At 69.0% G+C, this 21,538-nt stretch carries 19 protein-coding genes and 3 pseudogenes; 8 read left to right on the top strand and 14 right to left on the bottom strand.

Annotated elements, in window-relative coordinates:
- Positions 1-12: 12 nt before the first annotated feature.
- On the bottom strand, positions 13-699 hold the full coding sequence (locus tag ACN6LD_RS26675) for a TetR/AcrR family transcriptional regulator (RefSeq protein WP_319191250.1): 687 nt from the start codon (positions 697-699) through the stop codon (positions 13-15).
- Between the two features lie 109 nt (positions 700-808).
- Between ACN6LD_RS26675 and ACN6LD_RS26670 the strand changes: the two genes are divergently transcribed.
- The 3 genes and pseudogenes from ACN6LD_RS26670 (at position 809) to ACN6LD_RS26660 (ending at position 3,457) form a co-directional block, all read left to right on the top strand.
- Entirely contained in the window at positions 809-1,942 is a 1,134-nt protein-coding gene (locus ACN6LD_RS26670) for an FAD-dependent oxidoreductase (protein ID WP_445044494.1), read from the top strand.
- Positions 1,943-2,212: 270 nt separating this feature from the next.
- Positions 2,213-3,047, top strand: a pseudogene (locus tag ACN6LD_RS26665) (IS5 family transposase).
- Positions 3,044-3,457 carry a hypothetical protein gene (locus ACN6LD_RS26660; protein ID WP_319191247.1) on the top strand — a complete coding sequence of 138 codons (414 nt, stop codon included), beginning with the start codon at positions 3,044-3,046 and terminating at the stop codon, positions 3,455-3,457. Before ACN6LD_RS26665 ends, ACN6LD_RS26660 begins: the two are co-directional and overlap by 4 nt.
- 142 nt (positions 3,458-3,599) lie before the next feature.
- On the opposite strand, the gene ACN6LD_RS26655 is transcribed toward ACN6LD_RS26660, so the two are convergent.
- From ACN6LD_RS26655 to ACN6LD_RS26620, 8 genes are all read right to left on the bottom strand, one after another.
- Positions 3,600-4,235, bottom strand: coding sequence for a hypothetical protein (locus tag ACN6LD_RS26655; RefSeq protein WP_445044493.1), 636 nt, complete (start codon positions 4,233-4,235; stop codon positions 3,600-3,602).
- The gene (locus ACN6LD_RS26650) at positions 4,232-4,588 is read right to left on the bottom strand and encodes an alcohol dehydrogenase catalytic domain-containing protein (protein WP_445044500.1); all 357 of its coding nucleotides are present in this window, start codon (positions 4,586-4,588) and stop codon (positions 4,232-4,234) included. The genes ACN6LD_RS26655 and ACN6LD_RS26650 overlap by 4 nt, the downstream gene beginning before the upstream one ends.
- A gap of 202 nt (positions 4,589-4,790) precedes the next feature.
- Positions 4,791-5,186 carry a contact-dependent growth inhibition system immunity protein gene (locus tag ACN6LD_RS26645; RefSeq protein WP_319191242.1) on the bottom strand — a complete coding sequence of 132 codons (396 nt, stop codon included), beginning with the start codon at positions 5,184-5,186 and terminating at the stop codon, positions 4,791-4,793.
- A 48-nt stretch (positions 5,187-5,234) separates the two neighbouring features.
- A complete protein-coding gene (locus ACN6LD_RS26640) occupies positions 5,235-6,089 on the bottom strand; it encodes a serine hydrolase domain-containing protein (protein ID WP_445044492.1) in 855 nt (284 codons plus the stop codon).
- A 916-nt stretch (positions 6,090-7,005) separates the two neighbouring features.
- A complete protein-coding gene (locus ACN6LD_RS26635) occupies positions 7,006-7,893 on the bottom strand; it encodes an SCO6745 family protein (protein ID WP_445044491.1) in 888 nt (295 codons plus the stop codon).
- Between the two features lie 204 nt (positions 7,894-8,097).
- On the bottom strand, positions 8,098-8,706 hold the full coding sequence (locus ACN6LD_RS26630) for a hypothetical protein (protein WP_319191237.1): 609 nt from the start codon (positions 8,704-8,706) through the stop codon (positions 8,098-8,100).
- 313 nt (positions 8,707-9,019) lie between these two features.
- A complete protein-coding gene (locus tag ACN6LD_RS26625) occupies positions 9,020-12,127 on the bottom strand; it encodes a DUF1349 domain-containing protein (protein ID WP_445044490.1) in 3,108 nt (1,035 codons plus the stop codon).
- A gap of 257 nt (positions 12,128-12,384) precedes the next feature.
- Positions 12,385-13,152: a FadR/GntR family transcriptional regulator gene (locus tag ACN6LD_RS26620; protein ID WP_445044489.1), complete on the bottom strand. Its 768-nt coding sequence runs from the start codon at positions 13,150-13,152 to the stop codon at positions 12,385-12,387.
- A gap of 127 nt (positions 13,153-13,279) precedes the next feature.
- On the opposite strand from ACN6LD_RS26620, the gene ACN6LD_RS26615 reads away from it, so the two are divergent.
- The 4 genes from ACN6LD_RS26615 (at position 13,280) to ACN6LD_RS26600 (ending at position 17,749) form a co-directional block, all read left to right on the top strand.
- The gene (locus tag ACN6LD_RS26615) at positions 13,280-14,395 is read left to right on the top strand and encodes an enolase C-terminal domain-like protein (RefSeq protein WP_445044488.1); all 1,116 of its coding nucleotides are present in this window, start codon (positions 13,280-13,282) and stop codon (positions 14,393-14,395) included.
- Positions 14,396-14,489: 94 nt separating this feature from the next.
- Positions 14,490-15,854, top strand: coding sequence for an ABC transporter substrate-binding protein (locus ACN6LD_RS26610; protein WP_445044487.1), 1,365 nt, complete (start codon positions 14,490-14,492; stop codon positions 15,852-15,854).
- Between the two features lie 12 nt (positions 15,855-15,866).
- The gene (locus tag ACN6LD_RS26605; protein WP_445044486.1) at positions 15,867-16,787 is read left to right on the top strand and encodes a carbohydrate ABC transporter permease; all 921 of its coding nucleotides are present in this window, start codon (positions 15,867-15,869) and stop codon (positions 16,785-16,787) included.
- A 77-nt stretch (positions 16,788-16,864) separates the two neighbouring features.
- Positions 16,865-17,749: a carbohydrate ABC transporter permease gene (locus tag ACN6LD_RS26600; RefSeq protein ID WP_445044485.1), complete on the top strand. Its 885-nt coding sequence runs from the start codon at positions 16,865-16,867 to the stop codon at positions 17,747-17,749.
- Between the two features lie 143 nt (positions 17,750-17,892).
- Here the strand turns inward: ACN6LD_RS26600 and ACN6LD_RS26595 are convergent, their stop codons facing one another.
- The 4 genes and pseudogenes from ACN6LD_RS26595 to ACN6LD_RS26580 form a co-directional block, all read right to left on the bottom strand.
- Positions 17,893-18,030, bottom strand: a complete 138-nt coding sequence (locus ACN6LD_RS26595) for a hypothetical protein (protein ID WP_445044484.1) — start codon at positions 18,028-18,030, stop codon at positions 17,893-17,895.
- A 308-nt stretch (positions 18,031-18,338) separates the two neighbouring features.
- Positions 18,339-19,250 (bottom strand): MerR family transcriptional regulator, encoded by a 912-nt coding sequence (locus tag ACN6LD_RS26590; RefSeq protein ID WP_445044483.1) that lies wholly within the window; start codon positions 19,248-19,250, stop codon positions 18,339-18,341.
- Positions 19,251-19,363: 113 nt separating this feature from the next.
- Positions 19,364-19,450, bottom strand: a pseudogene (locus ACN6LD_RS26585) (IS5 family transposase); the annotation flags it as partial.
- Between the two features lie 32 nt (positions 19,451-19,482).
- Positions 19,483-19,938 carry a MarR family winged helix-turn-helix transcriptional regulator gene (locus ACN6LD_RS26580; RefSeq protein ID WP_445044482.1) on the bottom strand — a complete coding sequence of 152 codons (456 nt, stop codon included), beginning with the start codon at positions 19,936-19,938 and terminating at the stop codon, positions 19,483-19,485.
- A gap of 125 nt (positions 19,939-20,063) precedes the next feature.
- Between ACN6LD_RS26580 and ACN6LD_RS26575 the strand changes: the two genes are divergently transcribed.
- Positions 20,064-20,927, top strand: a complete 864-nt coding sequence (locus tag ACN6LD_RS26575) for an NAD(P)H-binding protein (RefSeq protein WP_319191224.1) — start codon at positions 20,064-20,066, stop codon at positions 20,925-20,927.
- 200 nt (positions 20,928-21,127) lie between these two features.
- On the opposite strand, the pseudogene ACN6LD_RS26570 reads toward ACN6LD_RS26575, so the two are convergent.
- Positions 21,128-21,526 (bottom strand): annotated as a pseudogene (locus ACN6LD_RS26570) (transposase); the annotation flags it as partial.
- Positions 21,527-21,538 lie beyond the last annotated feature (12 nt).

Raw genomic sequence — 21,538 nt, 5'->3', positions numbered from 1 at the left:
TGTTAGGGGTTCTTAGTGCAGGGCTGAGATACCGGCCAGGAAGATGTCGACTCCCACGAGGAACTGTTCGCGGTCGTCGTGCTCGCCCAGTCGAGTCGCCGCCGCGTGCACGAACGGGTACCGGCCGGGGTCGATCTGCGCCCATTGCGCAGCAGCGTTCTCCAGGAAGCTCTCCCGGTCTGTGTCGCCGCCTGCGCTCAGCCGTGCGTTCGCAGCGTTCTGCGCGGCGACGCCGAGGACATAGTTCACGAGCGCGCCGGCCGCGTCGAAGCGCACCCGCTCCGGAACGTCGAGGGCGTGCAGCAGTCGGCCGACGCTCTCGTAGAAGTCCAGCAGCGCGGGCCGCCACGGTTGGTGGGAGAGTTCCGCACCGACCCAGGGGTGGGCGTCGACCGCATCGAACAGGCCGAGGGTGAGGCGGCGTAGTGCGGTGCGGGGGTCCGCGTCGGCGACCGCGCCGGACACCACGCCGGTGATGACGTCGTCGGTGGCCGTGGCGAGCAGATCGCTCTTGTCCGCGACGTGGTGGTAGATCGCCCCGTAGCCGGTGCTCAGTCGCACGGTGAGCGCGCGCAGCGTCAGCGCCTTCTCGCCGCCGCCGTCCAGGATCTCGATCGCGGTCTGGATGATCAGCTCCCTCGACAGGCTGTCCGTCCGCCGCGGGGCTCGCGCAGATCCCTTCGCTGTCCTCTTCGCCATGACGCCAGCATCGCATGCCATGGAGCGTCGATCCAACTCCGTGTAGTGTGATTGGAGCGACGATCCAACAAGGCGTCGACCGCCCCCGCGAGGGGCCAGGGAGGAAACCATGACGACACCGGTCACGATCATCGGGGCGGGCCTGGGCGGCCTGACGCTGGCCCGCGCACTGCACGTGCACGGCATCGAGGCGACGGTCTACGAGGCGGAGCCTGCGCCGGACGCCCGCCGCCAGGGCGGTCTGCTCGACCTGCACCCCCAGAGCGGGCAGGCCGCCCTGGCAGCAGTCGGCCTGACGGGGGAGTTCCGCAAGCTGGTCCTGCCGGGCCGCGAGGCATACCGGGTCTTGGACCGGGCCGGGAACGTGCTGCTCGACCTGCCGGATACCGGAACCGGCGAACGCCCGGAGGTGCCACGCGGCGCACTGCGGCAGATGCTGCTCGACTCCCTGCCCGACGGCACCGTCCGCTGGGGCCACAAGGCCACCGCCGTGCGGGCCTTCGCCGACGGTTGCCACCAGGTGACCTTCGCCGACGACGCCACCGTGGTCGCACATCTGCTCATCGGCGCCGACGGCGCCTGGTCGCGTGTGCGGCCGCTGCTCTCGAACGCCACACCGCAGTACTTCGGCGTCTGCAGCGTGGAGACGTTCCTCTTCGATGCAGGAGCCCGCCATCCCGCCTCCGCGGAGGCGGTCGGAGCCGGATCGCTTTTCGCGCTCGCACCGGGCAGGGGACTGCTGGCCCACCGGGAGAGCGGCGGCACCCTGCACACCTACGCGCAGCTGAAGAAGCCGCAGGACTGGCTCGCCGACCTGGACGCCACCGATGTCGCAGCCCTCACCGCACGGGTGGCGAAGGAGTTCGACGGCTGGGCCGGCGAACTCACCGCCCTGATCAGCGACAGCGACACCCCGCCGGTCCTGCGTCCCATCTTCACGCTGCCGGCCGGACATCGCTGGGACCGCGTACCGGGGGTGACCTTGCTCGGCGATGCCGCACACCTGCGTGCGCCGAACGGCGAAGGCGCCAACTCGGCCATGCAGGACGGCGCGGAACTCGGCCGGGCCCTCGCCGCGCACCCTGGTGACGCGGAGGCCGCCCTCGCCGCGTACGAGCAAGCCATGTTCGCCCGCACCGCGGATGTGGAAGCGGACGACGACGGCTTCTACCGGCTCATGATCGACGACCGTGCACCGCACAGCGTGCTCGCCCTGATGACCGGCGCCGGAAAGGGCGGGTGAGCGCCACCCCCGCGCGCAGCGACAGACAGTCCGACGAAATCAGCTGGAGTGTCGGTCGATTCCACCGGTGCGTCAGCGGTCGAACCAGTGGCAAGGCATCGCGGCGCACGCCAGGGAGCTTTCCGGGTGCCTGTCACGTCTGCGTGCGCCGTGCCGTCAGTGCTGTGAGAGGGCGGTATGTGACGTGATGTTGTATCTGTCGTTACCGGAACGTGTGGGACCGCCGCATCAGCGCCGACCAGGCGGCTCGGCCGTGCTGGAGTGTCCCCCGTGAGCGACCGCCAGCCCTGCAAGAGCGACTTGTCCGACGAGCGCTGGGCCCTGATCGAGCCCGTGATCACCGCCTGGAAGACCCAGCACCCCTCCATCAGCGGCCACCAGGGCAACTACGCCATGCGGGAGATCGTCAACGCCCTGCTGTACCAGTCCCGCACCGCCTGCCAGTGGGACTACCTCCCCCCACGACCTGCCGCCCGTCGGCGCGGTGAAGTACTACTTCTACGAGTGGCGCGGCGACGGCACTGACCAGACCATCCACGACCTGCTGCGCTGGCAGGTCCGCGAGAAGAAAGGCCGGTCGGCCGACCCCAGTCTGGTGGTGCTCGGCGCCCAGAGCCTGCATGCGGCTGCCGGGGTGCCCGCGAACACGACCGGACGGGACGCGGCAAAAAAGTGCCAGGCTGCAAGCGCGGCCTGGCCGTTGACGTGTTGGGCCTGGTGATCGCGGTGGTGGTGCTGGCCGCCTCCGCCCACGCCGCCGCCGCCGGAATCGCGCTGCTGGACGGTGTGGTGGCCGGCACCGAGCCGGGCACGGTGAAGAAGGCCCTGGTGGACCAGGGGTTCAAGACCGCCGTCGCCGACCACGGGGAGAAGGTGGGCCTCGAGGTCGAGGTGGTGAAACGCCACCCCGGCGACAGCGGGTTCGTTCCGCAGCCCAGGAGATGGGTGGTGGAGCAGACGAACGGATCTTGATCTGCACCGGAGGCTGATGCGCGATCACGAGCATCAGCCCGGCTCGGCCGAGTCGAGGGTGTACTGGGCCATGAGCGACCGGATGCCGAGGACGCTGACGGCAACCTCCACCCCCACCTGGCGCGGCGCATGACCGGCGGGGAGCTGACCTTGGGGGCGGTGCTGAAGGAGCGGAGGCGGGAGATCACCGCGCAGGCCGAGGCGGCCCGGGAGCGTATCGCGGAGCTGACCGCGCTGCTGGACGCGTTCGACAAGGCCGCCGAGGAGATCCGGATCACCCGCAAGACGCTGCTGGAACTGCCCTATCCACAGCCGCCCGCGCCGCCGACTCCGAAGCTGCCGGACCACCAGGCCTACCAGCAGATCATGGCGGTGTTCGCCACGGCCGACGCCCCGCTGCGGGCGCGGGCGGTATGCGAGGTGATGGACATGGAGATCGCGCCCAACAACATCAACAACATCCGCCTGAAACTCAAGCGGCTGGCCGAACGCGGGATCCTGGTCGAAACCGAGCAGGGCGTGTTCACCCAACTGAGGCCATAACCACCCAGCGAACCCGCGACCAGTCCGCCTGCCCCAACCGAAAGCCCGACACGGCGTCAGCTCACGTACCGCCCTCTCAGGCCGCCCTCTCACGTCAGATCCGTCCGGCCGGGCCTTTGGCGTCGCGGCAACAGGCCATTCGTCAACCCCCGACGATAGGACTGCACGTGGGGGACGCGGCCAGGATCGGCGCGAGGAGAAGGAAGACCGATACTCCGGCGGTCGCCAGCCAGACGGCGTACAGCGCGACGCGGTGTATCCGGTGCCGTGTCACGGCCCACGCGCCGGCAGCGGCCAGCGATCCGATGGCGAGCGAGGCCGCGAGACAGACCGGGACCATGAGCGCCGGTTCCAGGTACGCCGGTACCGTGGGCGGAATCGTTTCGCAGAGGTCGGCGCCGCTGACGACCAGCACCAGCGGCAGGCCGAGGCTCGTGATGACGGACACCATCCAGGCAAGGCCGGACAGCGACCGGCGTGGAACGCTGTCGCGCCGCGCGGTGAACGCGCCGGCAAGGGCCCCGCTCATGAGCCAGATCGACGGGGCCATCCACACGGCCAGGGGCCAGCCCAGCGGGTGGCGGGTCCAGTTGCTGTCGGACCAGTAGTACGTGTCGAACGCCATGCCGATGGAGAGTTCCAGGACGAGTCCGGCCAGGCCGTACGCAGCTGAGCGGACGCGGGGGGCGTCCCGGAAGAGTTGCGGCCACAGGATCTCACCGACGCGGCCGCCCGCTGCGCCGACTGTCGGCCGGCCGCTTCCGATCACGGCGTTCACGGCGCCCCCTCCATAAGTCCGGTCATCAGGCTGGACAGACGCCAACCGGCACCGTTCCGGTTCCGCGTGGGGCCTTGCGCTCGCTCACGGCGACCAGCCCGGCACGCCCACGGCCCCCGACCGGCCGGGATAACGTCGAAAGCGAGCCCGACCGGCTTGGGGGCGCCCCTGTCGGGGCGGGCGGCGGCGAACGCGGCGGCGGCTGTGCCGTATACCTCGTCGCCCGGCGCGAACCCGGTGACGCCGGAGCCGACCTCCTCGACGACACCGGCAACAGTGCGTCCCGCGTTGGGGAGTTTCGGCCCGCGCAGGCCGCTCGCGGCGCGGACCGCATACGGCAGGCCGGCCGTCATGTGCCAGGTGCCGCGGTCCACGCTGGACGCCCGTACGCGCCGCCCGCGCCGAAGAGGAACCGGGCCTGCTGGAGCCGTCTTTTGGCGGCCGCAGCCATCGAGGCCTGCCGGAAGATGCGGGGTGGCAAGCTCCCCGGCCAGTTCGTCGTCGACGTGATCCGGTGCGGCGCCGGAGCCTCCCCCGGCGTCCCGCGGCGGTGCTCTATGGAGCCAGGAACCGTTCGACCTTCTGTTGCAGGTCAGGCGGCAGGTCGGTCGACTTCGAGATGATCACGCGGAGTTCTCGGCCGAGTTCGGGGAACTCGGTCCAGGCCGACGGGCTCCTGGTGAGGACCGCGGCCAGCAGATCGCCTTCGTACAGGTGCCCCTCTGCCATCGGGTTGTCCCGCAGCAACTCCAGGGCCAGTGGCAGGAGGTACGGCAGTCCCACGTCCTGCCCGATCAACAAGCGCAAGTCCTCGACGGCCAGCTCGCCGATCGGCCGACGCCGCAGGACGTGGGCAGTGGCGACAAGGCGGCCGGCGTCGGCTGACGAGGCCGGCCAGCGGTCGTGTTCAAGCTCTTCGAGGGAGCGGTCACGATTCAAGGGTCGCGTCACCGCCCGATTGTCCTACGACGCGATCTCGAACGCGGCCTGAAGGCGGTCTCACTCCTTTCGCTGCGTCTTCGCCGTGCGCAGGTACTCCAGGCCGACGCGATCTGTCTCATCGGAGTCACCGCTCAGACGATGGACCACGGTCCAGCGCCCGTCCGGGACGGCGCCGGCGAAGACGGACGCCGTGCCCGTCGCTCCGTTGTGCCAGATCACGGGCAGGGGTCCGGTGCGCTGCCAGCCGAGCGCGGGATCCCCGAGTGAACGCTCGAGTACCAGACCCGTCAGCACGCGTGCCAGTGTGCGGGGAGTCGCCCACAGGCCGCCGGCGGGCAGGATTGCGCCGGTCATCGTCCACGGTTTCACCGTGCGTCCGAACCATCGGGTCGGCAGCAGCCGACTTTTCTTCGGCGGTGTGGCGCTCATGGCGTGCGGCGGCAGTCCAAGAGGTGCCGACACGAGTTCGGCGACGAGCTCCTCGTACTTCTGCCCGGCCGCCGCCACGAGCGCCGCGCCGAGCACGGCATAGCCGAGGTTGGAGTACTCCTCGCGTTGTCCCGCGGCGTCCACGGTGAGCAGGTCGAGGCGGGCGACCAGGTCGCGCAGCCGGTCGTCGGTGAACGACCGGTACGGGTCGCGCCGTGACGTGCCAGGGGGAAGCCGGGGCAGACCTGAGGTGTGCTCCGCCAGATGACGCAGGGTGACCCCGGTTCCCGGCGGAGCGCCGAGCCATCGCTCGACGGGGTCGTCAGGCGTCAGCACGCCCCGCTCGGCCAGTTGCTGGAGGACGGTTCCGGTGATGACCTTGGTGAAAGACCCGATCTCCACGTATGTGTCGGGGTCGTGTGCGCCGGTGACGATCGGAGTCTCGTCGGCGCTGCCGAGGATGCAGGCAGGGACGGTGCGCATGGCTGTCAGCTCGCTGTCTGGGGTACGGGGGCATCGACTGTGCGATCGTTTTCCGGCGGGCCCTCCTCGCCGACGGTCCGGACGTCTCCGGGGGTGCTTCTGCCCCCAGCGCGTGCCGATGCCGCGCAGCGTCTCACGAGCGCGGTCCAGCGCCGACGAGAGCAAGATCGGGTCGCAGGCGATCATCGGCGCCTTCCCAGTCGGACGAAGGTCCCAGGACCAACCAGAACGCGAGACCCATCCCCGCCGTCACCACCGTCACGCCAACCGACCGACGCACCCCACGATCCCTTCTTTCAAGCACCTTCAGACAACCGTTTTACTCTACGCACCGGTAACTGGGCTTTGACGCAGTGCAGTTACGCAACTGGCCGAATCACGCGGGATGCAGACGCGGCGCCACCCTGGTGAGGTCCGTGTGGAACAGGCGGAGTCTCTCGGCGCGCGGGCAGACGGCGCCGTACATCCGCCCGCCCCGCACCGATCGAGAGACGCAGTGCCCGCCGGAGTCGGCCGAACCTCGTTCACCATGCCGGCAGACGACCCAGAGGCCGTTCTCCCGTCATGTCACCCGCGCATGCGGCTTCGGTGGAGCCGCCGGCGACCCGGACTCTGCGCAGGCCCAGCTGGTCGGCGGCGGACTGGTCCCGTGCCCGTTCGCGATGCCGACTGCGCTGTGTCGTCGCCGACTTCAACGGTCGGTGCGTGCGGCAAAGAGGACGGCGCGGGAGTTGGTCAGGGCGACGGCCAGCCCGGCACGCGCCCCTTCACCGCCGAAGAGCAGTGCCGCCCGCGACTTCGAGGACGAGCTCCCGGAACTCGGCGGGCTCCCGCGCCACCACCGACCAAGGCCCGATCCAGAGGCGTTGACTGTGCCTCTTTCCCGGACTTGTCCAACCTGGTCGCGACGACTTCCTCAAGCGCTCCCCACGCTCAGGCGGCCGACTGCCCACGGTAGGAGCTCCTTGGCCACCGCAAGGCTGAAAGGTCTGACCAACGAGCTCAGTTCGGCGCAGGCCGTAGGGCCGAGGGTGAGGTAGGGGAGGGCGGCCAGCCTGTCGGTGGTGTGCTCGATCTCCGCCCTGCGCCGCGCACCGTCCTCGGACAGCGCCAGGTGAGGCCCGTCGGCGAGCCATCCGCGCTCACGCAGGTTCTGCACGGCCTCGTCCCACTGCTGGGGCGTCCACGCCCGCGAGTCGCGCAGCACCCCTGCGTCGACGTCGCCTGCGGCGGCATGCGTGACGAGAGCTTCGATCCCGCTCAGTCCGGCGGTCAGCAGTGCCCCCACGTGACCGTCGCCACGGAACTCCCTCAGCAGAGTCTGCGCGTGCCACAGCACGAGGTGGGGCGCGCTCGGCCACGGCAGTGCGGCGTGCGCGGCGAAGAGGGGGCGGCCCTGCGGGTGACCCACAGTTGCTTCAGCCATGGCACGGGCGAGTTCCGCCGCGCGGGCCATCTCCGGTGACGAGACGTCGGGGCCGAGGATGCGGCGGAGCGTGGCATCGATCCCCGTGAGCCGGGCAGCGGCGAATTGCTCCGGCGTGGCGGCCTCCCATGCCGCGGGTATGGCCCGGCGCACCAGTTGCGGATTGAAGTTGTAGAACGTGGCGATCACCAGGTCCGCCGAGGCGGCGCCGAGCGCGGCCGAGCGGGACGCGAAGTACCCCGTCTTGGCGTCCACGCCCAACTCGGCGTAGCGGGTGGCGGCTTCGGGCGAGAAGTAGACGGCCCCGTGGTAGGGCTCGAGAGTTCTCCAGGTCTCGCGCGCGAGGGCTGGGCTGTCGCGGTCCGTGTCATGCGTCATGAGCGGCCTCTCCGTCCTGCGGCGGATGAAACGATGGTGGTCGTCGAGCACATGACGGTGCGTCGGACACGTCAACCGACCGAACCGTCCAGTCGGTACGCTACCGGAGTGCGGCTCCCGGGACTACGGCCCTGCGACCGGCACTCCGCGCGCCCCGAAGGCTGGTTTTTCTGCGACGACCACACCCACAAGGTCCCGTGCCGCTCAGGCGCCGCGTGGAACAGGCGCACTACTTCTGGTCCCAGCAGCGAGCAGTGCGAAGCCGAGTGCGAAGCCGACCATTGTCCATACGCCGCGAGGCCAGAAGATGTGGCTGTCCATGAAGGACCACCCGGCCACCAGAAGAACCACCGTGCCGGGCGCGACGCGCACGCCGTGTTCGGGGAAGAGTGCGACGGCTGTGGCCACGACAGCGACGAGGAGGGCGTAGGCGCCGACCCGCCCGAGCGACTCACCCGTGTGGTACAGCGGGTACTTGATCGCCCCTGTGTTCGCCGTCTCGGCGGCGTGCTCGACCGCGGTTCCCGCCGCTATGCCGGCCACCGCGTCGAGGCCGGTGTAGAAGGTCGCGTACGTGAACGCACTCGCCCAGGCCACCACCGTGGCGAAGCCTGCGAGGTCTGGTCGGGGGCGGTGCCACAGAGGGAGGAGGAGGCCGAGCGTGAGCAAGGGAAAGACTGGCAGCAGCGCGATGTGCAACTGGGCCCAGTCCGCCGCTGTCGCCCTGGACAGGCCATGCGGGTGCGCGGTGCCCGCCGCAGCCAGCATGAGTGGCGCGGCAGTGACGAGGAGGATGTTCCGGATGGTCGACACGCTGCGAGCGTAGGCGGATTTGTCACTTCAGGCGGCTGCGTAAGGACTTCGTAAGATGTTCTGTGGTGCCGTGGAACCCTGGAACGCGCCTGTCGGTGTGTGATCCCCTCCGACGCGGCACTGGTCTCGCCGCCCTTGCGGCGAGACCGGAACAGAGGACCTTCGTGAGCCAGGTGGACGGATGGCGGCTGATGAAGTCGTTGCGCCATGCCGCACGCAGGGGCGGCCCGGGCATGACGATGCTCCGTGTGCCGGTGCGGAGGCCGCGCCGGCACACGGGGCTTGTTCCGGAGGTCGCGCCCCGGATTGCTCGTCAGCTGACGGAGAACTGGCCGAAGGTCGCGGTGCCGGTACTGCCGGCGTGGGCCGTGGAGAACATGCCCGCGTCCAGGGTGCTGTTCGCTCCGGTCGGTGTCGCGGTGCCGACAGTGGTCCAGGTGGTGCCGTTGGCGGAGTAGGAGCCGGTGACCGACGTGCCGTTCCTGACCAGGCGGAGCCAGACAGGTGCGACTGTGGCGCTTCCGGTCTTGATGGTGTTGGTGTCGAGGTAGCCGTCACCGTTGGAGTCCGATGACAGGGCGATTCCTTGGCCGGGGGTGGTGGCGAGGACGAGGTAGCCGGTGGACGAGCCGGCTGAGGTGATGTCGTTCCGCAGCATCAGTCCCGCTTTGGCCCAGCTGTTGGTCTTGTCCTGACCGGTGACGCGGACGGTGATGGTCGAGGACGTTGCGGCGGCGCCCGTCTGGTAAGCGGCGCAGTACTCGTCGTCGTATGCCGCGCCGGAGCGCCATACGTCGATGCCCGCGCTGGTCAGGGAGGTCACTCCGCCGCTTTGGCTGACGGCGGCCGGAATGGAACTGTATGCCTTGTAGGGAGAGGTGACGATGCGCAGGTTGCTGAATGTGGCGCTGCCGGCCGTGGTGCTGTGCGCGGTGTGGATGAGGCCGGCGTCCTGGGTGGTCGCCATGGACGGCAGGGTCACCGTCGAGCCGACCTGGGTGAAGGTGGAACCGTCGGTGGAGTAGTAGGCGGACACCTGGGTGGCAGTGCGGGTGAGCCGCAACCAGACCGGCGCCTTGACGGTGGCAGCCGTGGACGTGAGCTGGTCGAGGTAGCCATCGGCGTTGGAGTCCCGCTGGAAGCTGACGCCGTTGCTCGGGGTCACCACCACTGTCGCGTATCCGGGGGAGGAGCCGTCGCCTGTGAGGTCGTTGCGCAGGACGACGCCGGCCTTGGCCCAGCCGTTGGTGTTGTCCAGGTTGTCGACCCGGGCGGTCACCGAGGCGCCGTTGGCGGCCGCCCCCTTTCGGAAGACGGTGCCATAGGCGTCGTCGTGCTGCCCGCCGGCGCCCCAGACGTCCTTGCCCGCGTCGGTGATCGTGAAGTGGCCGCCGCTCTGGCCGGTGGCGGCGGGGGTGGAGGAGTGGGCGCTGTAGGGCGAGTTGACGGGGTCGGTGGTCAGCGGACGGTACTGGGGCTGGATACCGGAGTTGTCCATGACCGTCTTTGCGGCCGGCGGCCAGTTGCCGTCGCTGACGACGACGGTGCCGCTGACCGCGTCACCGCGGCCGTTGGTGTTGGTGATGTTCGCTGAACTGTTGTTCGTCCAGTTGTCGGTCAGGGTCAGTGCGCCGGTGTTGTTGTTCGCGCTGCTGTTCTCATGGCCCCAGCTGCCGGTGTTGCGGAACACGTTGTTGGTGTCCGTGAAGTTCCGGGAGCCCTCGTCATGGTAGAAGCCGAACCAACCGCTGTTGCTGTGGCAGTAGTTGCGTTCGTCGGTGCTGCCCGGTGACGCCGACAGGGTGTATATGCAGCCGCCGTCGGTCATCTGCTGCATGAGGTCGTGGATGTAGTTGTCGGTGACGTGGTTGTTCGCGGCGGTGGTCGCGGTCGTGTAGGTGGGCTGATAGCTGTACAGGCCCCGGTTGACGTAGTCCTGGCTGCCTCCGATGTCGTTGACGCCCCAGCCGTAGCCGATGGTGAGGCCGGAGTAGGGCAGGTTGTACACCTCGTTGTGCGAGACGGCCGCGCCGTTCACGTAGGTGACGAGGATGGCCGACATGTCGCGGTACTCCGAGGCCACGTCGTGGACGAGGTTGTTGCTCAGTGTGATGTTCCGGTTGGTCATCCGGCTGTCACCGGGGTGGTGCGCGTCCGCCTGGAGGCCGCCGACGACGATGCCGCCGCCCGCGTCCTGGGTGAAGACGTTGCCTGTCGCGGTGATGGTGTCGGCGCCGAGTCCCACGCCGGTGGTGTGGGCGTTGGCGTCGTTGCCGATGCCGAGGCCGCTCTGCCCCAGCTGGGTGAACCGGTTACCGGTGAACGTGATGTGGTCGGCTGCCGAGACCTGGACGGCGGAAGGCATCTGGTCCCAGTGAGGGCGTGTCGCCTCGAAGAGCGGGCAGCCGCTCTGGCACGAGGTCAGCGCGTCCGACGGACGGTCCCAGGTACCGGAGACGTACGCGCCGGTCTGCTGGCTGGCGTAGCCGTGGGCGGTGGGGTCCAGCCAGCTGGTGCCCGAGAACTGCAGCCCCGAGAAGGCGATGTGGGTGGCGGGGGAGGAGTATGTTCCTCCGACCCCGATGAGCGACTGCAGCCTCGGCACCTCGACGTCGGCCGTACTCATGTCCTGCCCGGTGAGCGGCTTGTAGTACAGGGTGCCGGTAGCGGTGTCGCAGTACCACTCCCCGGCCGTGTCGAGGAGTTCGTAGGCGTTCTCGATGTAGAGGGGGCCGGCCCGGAAGGGACTCGTCAGAGTGTCGTAACCGAAGGTGTTGTTGTCCCACGAGGGCTGGGCCATGGTGATGACGCCGCTGCTGATGCCGGTCACGGGGGCATAGCGGTCGGTGAAGGATCCGATGCCGTGGATCTCGGTCCGGCCGGGCTGCGCGAGGCTGTTGAGGTAGCTCAGCGAGCCGTTGGCGAACGTGTAGCCGCCGGCTGTCGCGGTCAGGTCGGAGCGGTTGATCGAAGCGCGGGCCCTGGTGGCCAGGACGCCGTCGACGTACAGCTGGCGCGGGTCGAGGCCGGCGCCGACGTCGGCCTTCCAGATGTTCTTGGCCGGGTCCTGCACGGTCCAGCCGGTGGCCTTCTGTGCTCCGGTGATGACGGGACGGGCGCCCAGCGCGGCCTTCCAGGTCACCGTGTAGCCGCCTGTGCCGGAGTCCGCCGAGGTGAAGGCGAGCGGCGCGGTAAGCCGGTAGTCACCGTCGGCGAGCTCGACGGTGATGTCACCTGTCATGGAGCCGTTGATCGCCCGTACCGCGGTCTTGGCCTGGGAGACGGAGCACGGCTGGCTCACTGAGCAGGCGGTGCCGGAGCCGTTCGGCGAGACGTAGAGCGTCGTGCCGGCCGCGAAGGCCGGGCCGGCCTGGATCAGGACCGTGGTGGTCGAGGCGGTGAGGACGGCGGCTGTGGCCATCCATGATCTGAGGTGGGGAAGCGCGGGACGGATGCGGGTTGTTCGCATGGGGCGCCTTCCGGGAGGTTCAGGGGGCCCGTGGTGCTCTTTGCGGGCAGGGGAGAGCCCCGCGGCAAGAGGGGGAGGGGGAATAGGGATGCAACATTAGACGTCATATGAATTTCGTCAATAGGTCGCGCGCCGCCGGATCGGCCGGACCTGGACGTGCGAACGCCCCCGGCCTGTTCGGCTCGGGGGCGAGGTCGGTGCGAGTGCTCTCAGGAGGCGGGGGAGCCCACGTTCGGCAGGCGGCGGCGGCTCCACGCGGTTTGGATGTGTGCGGCCATGGCCTGTGCGGCCCCGTCGGGGTCCCGGGCGAGCAGCCGCTCGGCGACTGCGCGGTGCTCCGCGTTGGCCCGCTCACAGGCGGTCGCGTCCGGCGTGCCGTTGTACAGATATGTCGTCCGCGCCTGGGTGTGGAGGATGCGGATGATGGAGCGGCCGAGCCTGTTGTGCGATGCCTGCAGGATCCGGTCGTGGAAGGCCACGTCGGTCTCGATGAAGCGTGCCGGGACGGCGGTCTCCTCGTCGAGCTGTGCGAGCAGCCGCTCGATGGCCCGCAGGTCGTCGTCGGTGGCCAGCTCCGCGGCCTGGGCTGTCATCTGCGCTTCCAGCGTCGACCGGATGTCGACCAGTTGGTCGAGGACGACGAGTTGGTCGTCGTGCTGGACGGTGGCGGCGAGCACGACGGGGTCGAGGAGGTTCCATTCCTCGGGAGGGGTCACGGTGGTGCCGTAGCCCTGCCGGGCGAGGACCAGCCCCTTGGCCTCCAGGGACTTGACCGCCTCGCGGACGGTGATGCGGCTGACGCCGAACGTCTCACAGAGATCGGGTTCCACCGGCAGCGTCGATCCCGGAGGAAGGGCGCCCGACACGATCGTGTCGGTCAGGCTCTCCATGACGGCCTGCGCCAGTCGAGCCGGACGCTTGGGCCAGGGCTTGAGGACGGGAGGCTCTCCTGCTCTGCCGACGCTGTCCTTGACCATGCGTGCCCCCTTGCTGGTGCGGATGACGGCGAGTCTACTGCGCGCAACTTCTTGACAGCATTCGTATGACGACTTACGTTACACGAAAATTTCGCAGCACTATCTCCCGTTGCAAGGGGTGCACGCCGTGCGCATCACCGAAGTCGAGTGCCATCCCGTCCGGGTGCCAGGAGCCAGTCCGCCCTTCGTCTGGCGGGACGGACTCCTGGGCAGCCCGTCCGCGGGCGAGGCCGCGGTGCTGCGCATCTGTACGGAGGAAGGAGTCGAAGGGGTGGCGATGTCCCCCCGGCGTGGCAGCGGTGTCATCCTGGCGGACCTGCTGGACCGCGTACTGCGCAGGGAGCTGTTGGGGCAGGATCCCCTGCAGCGGGAATGGCTCTGGCATCGCATGTGGGAGCTGGACCGTACCGAGGAGCTCCCGCTCTACCTGCTGGGGCTGGTGGACACCGCGCTGTGGGACCTGGCCGGACGGCTCGCCGACCGGCCCACCTGGCAGATGCTCGGCGGATACCGGACCTCGATACCCGCGTACGCCTCCACGGTCACCTACTCCTCGGTCGAGGAGTACCTGGACATCGCCGGCCAAGCCCTGGAACTCGGCTACCCGGCCATCAAGCTCCACGCCTGGGGCGACGCCCGGCGCGACGCCCGCCTGTCGGTGGCTCTGCGTGAACATGTGGGGGACGACATCCCGCTGATGTTCGACGGGTCGGCGGGCTTCGACCTCCCCGACGCGATCCATCTCGGGCACGCCCTCTCGGACGCCGGCTACCTCTGGTACGAGGAGCCGATGAGGGAGTTCAGCGTCACCGCGTACAAGCGCCTCGCCGATGCGGTGGCCGTGCCCCTCCTCGTGGCCGAGACCTCCGACGGGGCGCACATGAACTCGGCAGATTTCATCCAGGCCGGCGCCGCCACCTTCGGAGTCCGCGCCTCCACTCAACTGCGCGGCGGCTTCACCGGCGCGATGCGCACCGCACACCTCGCCGACGCCTACCGGCTGCGCGCAGAGGTGCACGGGCCAGAGATCCCCAACCGACACCTGTGCATGGCCATTTCGAACACCACGTACTACGAGTCGCTGGTCATGGGCAACCCCATCAGTCGCGAGAGCGGCATCGACGCGCACGGCATCGTCCATGCCCCCACCGGTCCGGGCGTCGCCCTTCCGGCGGGCCTGGACTACCCGCCCGCCCTTCAGGCCTTCGTCGACGAGGCAACCGTCACCCCGCCCCGGGCCTGATGACCGGAGCACCAGGCCCGACCGCCTGTCTCGAACACCCCGAACGCGGCGCCTCCCACTGCACCGCGCCGTTTCCCAAGAGCTGAGGTCAGTCATGAACGACGACGTTCCGGTTACCTCCCGCCGCCCGCTCAGGCGCACGGCCGGCGCCGTCCTGGGCGCCGTCTCCCTGCTCGCGCTCGCTGCCTGCGGCAGCGCGGACCCCACACCCCCGTCGACTTCGTCCCCTGCGGCGTTCAAACCCGTGGCTCAGCAGCAGGGCAGTGAGATCACGGTCTGGGCGGACGCCGCCCGCGTGCCCGGCGTGCAGGCGTACCAGAAGGCGCACCCGGACGTGAAGCTCAAGATCGTCACGTACAGCGGGGACGCGAACGGCGCCAACGACCTGCAGACCAAGGTGCAGCTGTTCGACCGGACCGGCAGTGGGTGGCCCGACGTCGCGTTCAGTGCCAATGTGAACGACGGCACCTGGGCATCCCAGGGCAAGACGCCCTATGCCGCTCCCGTCGACCAGGGCGTGGTCTCCCCGTCCACGCTCAACGGCTTCGCCGACGGTGCGCTGGGCCCCTGCACCTTCGGCGGCAACACCTACTGCCTGCGCAACGACCTGGCGCAGAACGTGCTCTGGTACGACAAGAAGCTCATGGACGAGTTCGGGTACTCCGTCCCGACCACCTGGGAGGGGTACCAGGCCCTCGGCGAGAAGGCCGCCAAGGAGCACCCCGGCTACCTGGTCGGAACCGCCGGAGACGCCTGGACTCCCGAGGTGTACTTCTGGGCGAGCCAGTGCCCTGCCAGCACCGCGACCGGCGCCAAGAAGGTCAAGGTCGACCTGCAGGATTCGAGGTGCACCCGGATGGCCAAGCTGCTCGACGGCCTGATCGCCAAGGGCTCGGTCTCCAAGGACACCGTCTTCAGCGCCGGCTTCATCAAGAACCAGGCGAGCAAGGTCCTCATGCTCCCCGGCCCTTCCTGGTACGGCCAGGTGCTCTTCAACTCCACCTTCAAGATCCCCAAGGGGCAGATCGCCGCCGCCTCGCCGCTGAAGTTCGAAGGCGACGCCAAGAACTACACCGGCAACGTCGGCGGTGGTCTCTGGTTCGTCTCCTCCCACAGCAAGAACCTCAAGGCGGCCTCCGACCTGGTCACCTGGATGACGACCTCGGACGACTACCAGGCCACGGCGGCCACCTACCCCGCGTACAAGCCGGCGGCCACCGCCTGGCTCGCCGGCCAGCGAAGCACCGGCTTCTTCGCCGATGACATCAGCCCCGTCTTCGAGGAGGCCGCGGAACTGATCTGGCCCGGCTGGTCCGCCACCCAGTACAGCCAGGAAGCCATCTACTCCTCCACCGTCATACCGGCCCTGAACTCCGGCACGACGCTCACCGACGCCCTGGACACCTGGCAGACGGCCATCACCGACAAGGCCAAGTCCCTCGGATACACCGTCAACTAGCGAAGCGGACCGATGACCACCCACCTCGCAACGGAGCGGAGTGGCCGCCGCGGCCGCCGCTCGGCCCGCAACCCGGTCGGACGCGCCGGCTACGTCTTCGTCTCCGGCTACGTCCTCCTCCTGCTCGCCTTCGGCGTCCTGCCCACCGGGTACGCGGTCTGGCTGGCGCTGTCCAACTCCCGCCACCAACTCGTCGGAATCGGCAACTTCACCCGGACGTTCGCCGACTACCGCTTCGGACCAGCCTTCCTCCACATCGGCCTGTACCTGGTGGTCTGGCTGGCCAGTCTGATGATCCTGGTGGTGCTGCTCTCCCTGATGCTCCACGGCCGCATGCGCAGGGCCTCCACCAGCCTGCGGTTCCTGTTCTACCTGCCGGGTGCCCTCGCCGGGGTGGCGAGCGTCCTGCTCTTCCTGATCCTCCTCGACCCGGCCGCCAGTCCCGTCGGCCGGCTGCTGAAGAGCTTCGGCTGGAACACGCTCGCCCAGGTCAACGCCCCCGATCACCTGCCGGTGCTGTTCACCGTCATCGCCTTCTGGACCGGGGCAGGCGGCTGGATCGTGGTCATGTACGGCGCGCTCAACAGCATCCCCGACGAGATCCTGGAGGCCGCCCGCATCGACGGCGCCAATACGCTCCAGATCGCCCTGCGCATCCAGATCCCGATGATCACCAAGTGGATCGCGTACATGCTGATCCTGGCCTTCGCCGCCGGCACCCAGCTCTTCGTCGAGCCGCAACTGGTCTCCCTCGCCAGCTGGGGCATGATCCCCGACAGCTGGTCACCGAACCAGCTCTCCTATCAATACGCCTTCCAGGCGGGCGACTTCAACGGAGCGGCGGCGCTCTCCGTCGACCTCCTCATCCTGGGCCTCGCCTGCGCGGCGCTCGTCGTCTTCCGTACCGGCCTGTTCGACAGGGACGAAGGATGACCACAGCTACCAAGGCCACAGCCCACCGAACCCCGCCGCCCCGTACCGCCGGCGCCCGCACCAGCCCGAGGAAGCCCATGAGCCGCAAGCGCCGCCCGAGCTCACTGGCCGCCCGGCTGGCCTGGCTCATCGTCATGGGCCTGTCCGCGCTGTTCTTCTGTGTGCCGGTGGTGTGGCTCCTGCTGGCCCCGACCAAGACCGACGGCCAGATCGTGCGGGACGATCCGTTCTCCTTCGGCTCTCTCGGCGCGGTCGCCGACACCTGGCACCACCTCTACGCATTCCAGGACGGCGCCATCCTCACCTGGCTGCTGAACTCGGCGCTCTACACGTTCGGCGCGCTGGCCCTGACCCTGGTGACGTCGATCCCGGCCGGGTACGCGCTGGCTCTCACCCAGTTCATCGGGCGACGCATGCTGCTGACCATCACCATGCTCGTGATGCTCATGCCGACAGCCGCGATGGTGCTGCCCTTGTACCTGGGGATGAACGCCGTGCACCTGGACGGCACGATCTGGTCGGTCATCCTGCCCTTCTCCTTCTTCCCGTTCGGGGTCTACCTCACCTACATCTACTTCTCCTCCAACGTCCCCTCCGACCTGCTGGCCGCAGCGCGCATCGACGGCTGCTCGGAGTGGCAGGTCTTCCGTCTCGTCGCGATGCCGCTGGCCAAGCCTGTGATCGCCCTGGTCGGCTTCTTCAACTTCGTCGGCAACTGGAACAACTTCTTCCTGCCGTTCGTGATGCTGCCCGACAGCTCCCAATACCCGGCACAGGTGGGGCTGAACAACCTGCTCGCCGCCTCGCCGCTGTTCAACACCGCCGGCGGCGCGGGAAACCAGATCATGCGGCCCGAACTCGCCCTGGCCACCCTGGTGACCATCGTCCCTGTTCTGATCGTGTTCCTCTTCTCCCAACGCGCTCTCGTGTCCGGCATGCTCGCCGGCGCGACGAAGGAGTGAGCGGGCAGTCGCAGCCTCGGCAGCCGCATGAACCGGCGTTCCCCGATGCCGGCGCCGTGCCCCCCCCCCACGCGGTGCGGACGGCAACGCCGGCGTGTCACCGAGCAGGCCCCTGGAGGGCCGTCCGGCAACGCCGCCCACACTCACCGGAAGTCTCGTGTGAACTCGGTGCGAGCCTGCTCGGCGTGATGGTCCGGGTCGTGCAGCCACGGGTGGTCGTCAGGGCGTACCCGGCGCTGGAACTGCTGCGCGGAGAAGGCGTCGTCGGGGTGATTCGGCATCGGAGTGAACCAGTGCGCGCTCTCGGCCCGCTTCCTGCGCGGGACCGACATCCACGTGGCACTGCCGGCCGGCCGCTGCACGAGCCCTCCCGCGACGGCCGCCGCTCGCTGGCCGGGCGTGGCTGCCGAAGTCGGGCAGCCACGGGGTGACGGTCGCCTCGGGGAGGATGACGGAGATGCGGCCGGCCGGGGGACGCCCACCGTCCCCCGGCCGAAGTCCACCTTCAGATGCCGTCGGCGGTGAAGGCCATGTCGTCCGGGTAGGCGTCTCGATTCTCCCGGTCGCGGAGTGACGCGTGGGCCGTGTTTCAGGTAGCGGGTGAGTCCTGGGCGGAGAGTTCTTCGGCCAGTTCCATACAGCGCAGGCGGGCCGGGGAGAAGTCATAGGGCATCTTGCCGGTGGCTTCGAACACGCTCATGGAGTCAGCCTCCCGCCTGCCAGAGCTGAGGTCGGCCTCGCCCTCGCCGTCATCGGCGGTGGCGGGGTGCAAAGTGTCCCAGGCGTCGAAGAGGTCATCGTCGTCCTTGCCCAGGCCGGACTCCTCGATGACGGCCTGCAGGGCGCTTTCGAAGGCGTGCCGCTCGACGGCCACTTGAGCCACCCGTGGATCATCGACGGCGACGCTGTCATCGAGTGCCTCCTCCGCGTCATCGATGCGGTCGGAATCCTCCCGCAGAGTGGGATGCGTGGCCAGGACGACGAAGCGGGTGGCCTGGACGGCCGCGCCGAGCGCGCCGAAGATCCGCTCAGTCACCAGCAGACTGTCCAGGTCCGCCTGACGCAGGGAGCCCTCGGGCAGGCTCTTGAGGCGTTCGGTGACGACGTCGGAGAGAAGGCCCATCCGGCTGCCTTCGGTGCGCATCCGCTGCACGGCGGTCCGTTGCCGCCGCAGTTCCGCCTCCTGCTCGGCGAGGGTTTCCTCCAACCGCTCCAGGATGCTCGCGATATCTTCTCCGCTGTCCGCACCGGAGGAAGCCGCGCCGGTGGTAAAGGCGTCACGGATGTCGTCCAGGGCGATCCCGGCATCGGCCGTCTTGCGAATCCACAGCAGGCGGATCATGTCCTCGTACCCGTAGCGGCGGCGGTCATCGCCGCCCCGCTCAGGCTCGGGGAGCAGCCCGATCTCGTGGTAATGGCGAATCGCCCGTGGCGTGATGCCGGCGAAGGCCGCCGCGTCACCGATCTTGACCTGGCGGGGTGGCACGAAAGACGAATGCATGAGCAGGGACCTTCCTCAAGGCGTCGGGACGTAAGTCCACCGGACCACATGCCACTACGGAAGGTGCAACCCCATACACACCGCTCCGCCCAATGCCCGAGGCCGAGGCCCCCGATCGCGTTCAGGACCAGCTCGAACTGCGGACTGTCACCGCGCTGCCCGGCGGTGATCAGCAGCGACAACGGCTTCTGCCCCTGCTTGTCGGATCTGGTCAGGCAGGGGCGTGGGAGCGTCAGGTGATGGCCGAGTCGCCGCAATTGGTGGGCTCGCTCAGTAGCTCACTCGCCGCCCGGTGGACCTTCGCCAGGGCGTTCAAGAGGGATTCGCGTTCGGTCTCGGTGAGATCCGCGGTGACCCTCTCCTCGATCAACCGCCGTTCCGCCTCGACCGGTTTTTGCAGCGCACGCCCCGTGTCGGTGAGCCAGAGCCGGACGAGGCGGTTGTCCCGGTCGTCGCGACGACGGGTGAGCAGCCTGGCCGCGGTCATCCGGTCGGCCATCTTGACGACGGTGGGCGTCGTGACGTTCAGCGCGGCGGCGACTTCGCCGGGCGTGCTGCCGTCCCGCTGCCACAGCACGGCGAGCAGGTGGTTCTGTCCGACGTGCAGCCCGTGGCGTCGCATGGCCGCGTCGGCCAGGGCCCGGAGCACCTTCGATGTTCTGCCGTGCAGGTCCAGAAACTCTGGCATCGCGGCCTTTCGGTGATGTGCGGGAGCGGATGCCTGAGCCGCACCCAAGTCGATTGACGGCTAATCATTCACCGGCTAACGTCCCCTCGAACTCGTTAGACGGCAAACGACTTTGGGGAGCCACGATGATACTGGTCACTGGAGCCACCGGGAACATCGGCCGGGAACTCACCCGCGAACTAGACGCGCAAGGCGCAAAGTTACGTCTCCTCGTCCGCGACCCCGCCCGCGCCGCACGACTGCCCGAGCGCGCCGAGCGCGCCGTCGGCGACCTGGGGGAACCCGCGACACTGGCTCCCGCCTTCGCAGGCGTCGATGAACTCTTCCTGCTCACACAGGGCATCGGCACCGACCACACCGCCGCCGCCATCGCCGCCGCCGAGGCCGCCGGGGTGCACCACGTCGTACACCTGTCCTCCTTCCACGTGACCTTCGACCCGATACCCGCCATGGGACGCTGGCACCACGAACGCGAGAAGATCGTCCGCGCCTCCGGCATACCCGTCACATTCCTGCGGCCCGGCGGCTTCATGACCAACGCCCTCGACTGGCTGACCACCATCCACGAGGGAAACTACGTCCTCGACCCGGTCGGCCCGGGCCGCTACGCGCCGATCGACCCCGCGGACATCGCCGCGGTCGCCGCCCTCGCCCTGACCGAGGCGGGTCACCAGGACAAGGAATACGCCCTCACCGGAGACGAGATGTTCACCGTCACCGAGCAGGTCCGGATCATCTCCGAGACGATCGGCCGCAACATCGAGGTCCGGGAAACGGCCACACCGGCCGAGGTCGTACGGTTCCGCTTCCCTGACGGAGCCCCTCAGGCACTCGCCGACGCCATCACGGAGGGCTTCACCCTCATGCGCGCCGACACCGTCGGGTTCCGGACGGACACCGTGGAGCGGTTGCTCGGACGCAGGCCGCGGACTTTCGCCGACTGGTGCGCGCGCAACGCCGACGCGTTCCGACGGCCCGAAAACGCCTGAGCCGACGGACGCCCACGCTCCTTCCGCTTCTGCCGATCGGTCCGACCGTCATGTCCGGCCTGCGCCGCCCCCCGGTAAGCCTGACCGCCTCCGAACCTCGACAATCGGACTCGCACGGGCGGTCTGCCAGGGGTCCTCCGTGTCCTTCGGCAAGCGGCCTGTGGGGTTGTGGGTTTGCAGAAGGTGCGGCCGCGGTGCATGGCGTTTGAGGCCAGGTGGGCGGCGCTCGGGAACGAGGTGTTGTCGCCGAGGGTGGTCCGGAGGGCTGTGGCGGTCCTGACCCCGATGCCGGGCATCGAGGTCAGGACCTTGACGGCAGGGTGGACCTCCAACAGAGCTTCGATCCGGGTCTCCAGGGCCCGGCGTTGTTCTTGGACGGCGGCCGGCGACGGCACGAGCACGTTCAAGGCGTTGGGGCGGAGCGACGACGGCCTGTTCGGCGAAGGCGTCGACCAAGTCGTCGTCGAGCCGCTGGACCGTGCGCGGGGCTTCGGCCTGTTCACCTCGACGAGCTTGCGGCGGCCGGGCGCTGCGCACAGTGGCCGGGATCCGCAGCGCTCGAGGAGCCACATGATGGCGGAGTGGTCGAGACGGGGGCCCGTTGCCGGGCC

It is taken from the genome of Streptomyces sp. SAS_272, from assembly GCF_052543235.1.
The sequence above is the reverse complement of the archived record's forward strand: the minus strand, read 5'-3'. Positions and strand labels throughout refer to the sequence as shown.

Coding starts and splice junctions, on each gene's coding strand:
- ACN6LD_RS26620 (WP_445044489.1), bottom strand. CDS start 13,152: ATGGTCAAGGACAGCGTCGGCAGAGCAGGAGAGCCTCCCGTCCTCAAG.
- ACN6LD_RS26595 (WP_445044484.1), bottom strand. CDS start 18,030: ATGCCGAATCACCCCGACGACGCCTTCTCCGCGCAGCAGTTCCAGCGC.
- ACN6LD_RS26580 (WP_445044482.1), bottom strand. CDS start 19,938: ATGCCAGAGTTTCTGGACCTGCACGGCAGAACATCGAAGGTGCTCCGG.
- ACN6LD_RS26640 (WP_445044492.1), bottom strand. CDS start 6,089: ATGCGCACCGTCCCTGCCTGCATCCTCGGCAGCGCCGACGAGACTCCG.
- ACN6LD_RS26575 (WP_319191224.1), top strand. CDS start 20,064: ATGATACTGGTCACTGGAGCCACCGGGAACATCGGCCGGGAACTCACC.
- ACN6LD_RS26635 (WP_445044491.1), bottom strand. CDS start 7,893: ATGACGCATGACACGGACCGCGACAGCCCAGCCCTCGCGCGCGAGACC.
- ACN6LD_RS26590 (WP_445044483.1), bottom strand. CDS start 19,250: ATGCATTCGTCTTTCGTGCCACCCCGCCAGGTCAAGATCGGTGACGCG.
- ACN6LD_RS26670 (WP_445044494.1), top strand. CDS start 809: ATGACGACACCGGTCACGATCATCGGGGCGGGCCTGGGCGGCCTGACG.
- ACN6LD_RS26650 (WP_445044500.1), bottom strand. CDS start 4,588: ATGACGGCCGGCCTGCCGTATGCGGTCCGCGCCGCGAGCGGCCTGCGC.
- ACN6LD_RS26610 (WP_445044487.1), top strand. CDS start 14,490: ATGAACGACGACGTTCCGGTTACCTCCCGCCGCCCGCTCAGGCGCACG.
- ACN6LD_RS26675 (WP_319191250.1), bottom strand. CDS start 699: ATGGCGAAGAGGACAGCGAAGGGATCTGCGCGAGCCCCGCGGCGGACG.
- ACN6LD_RS26625 (WP_445044490.1), bottom strand. CDS start 12,127: ATGGCCACAGCCGCCGTCCTCACCGCCTCGACCACCACGGTCCTGATC.
- ACN6LD_RS26600 (WP_445044485.1), top strand. CDS start 16,865: ATGAGCCGCAAGCGCCGCCCGAGCTCACTGGCCGCCCGGCTGGCCTGG.
- ACN6LD_RS26660 (WP_319191247.1), top strand. CDS start 3,044: ATGACCGGCGGGGAGCTGACCTTGGGGGCGGTGCTGAAGGAGCGGAGG.
- ACN6LD_RS26605 (WP_445044486.1), top strand. CDS start 15,867: ATGACCACCCACCTCGCAACGGAGCGGAGTGGCCGCCGCGGCCGCCGC.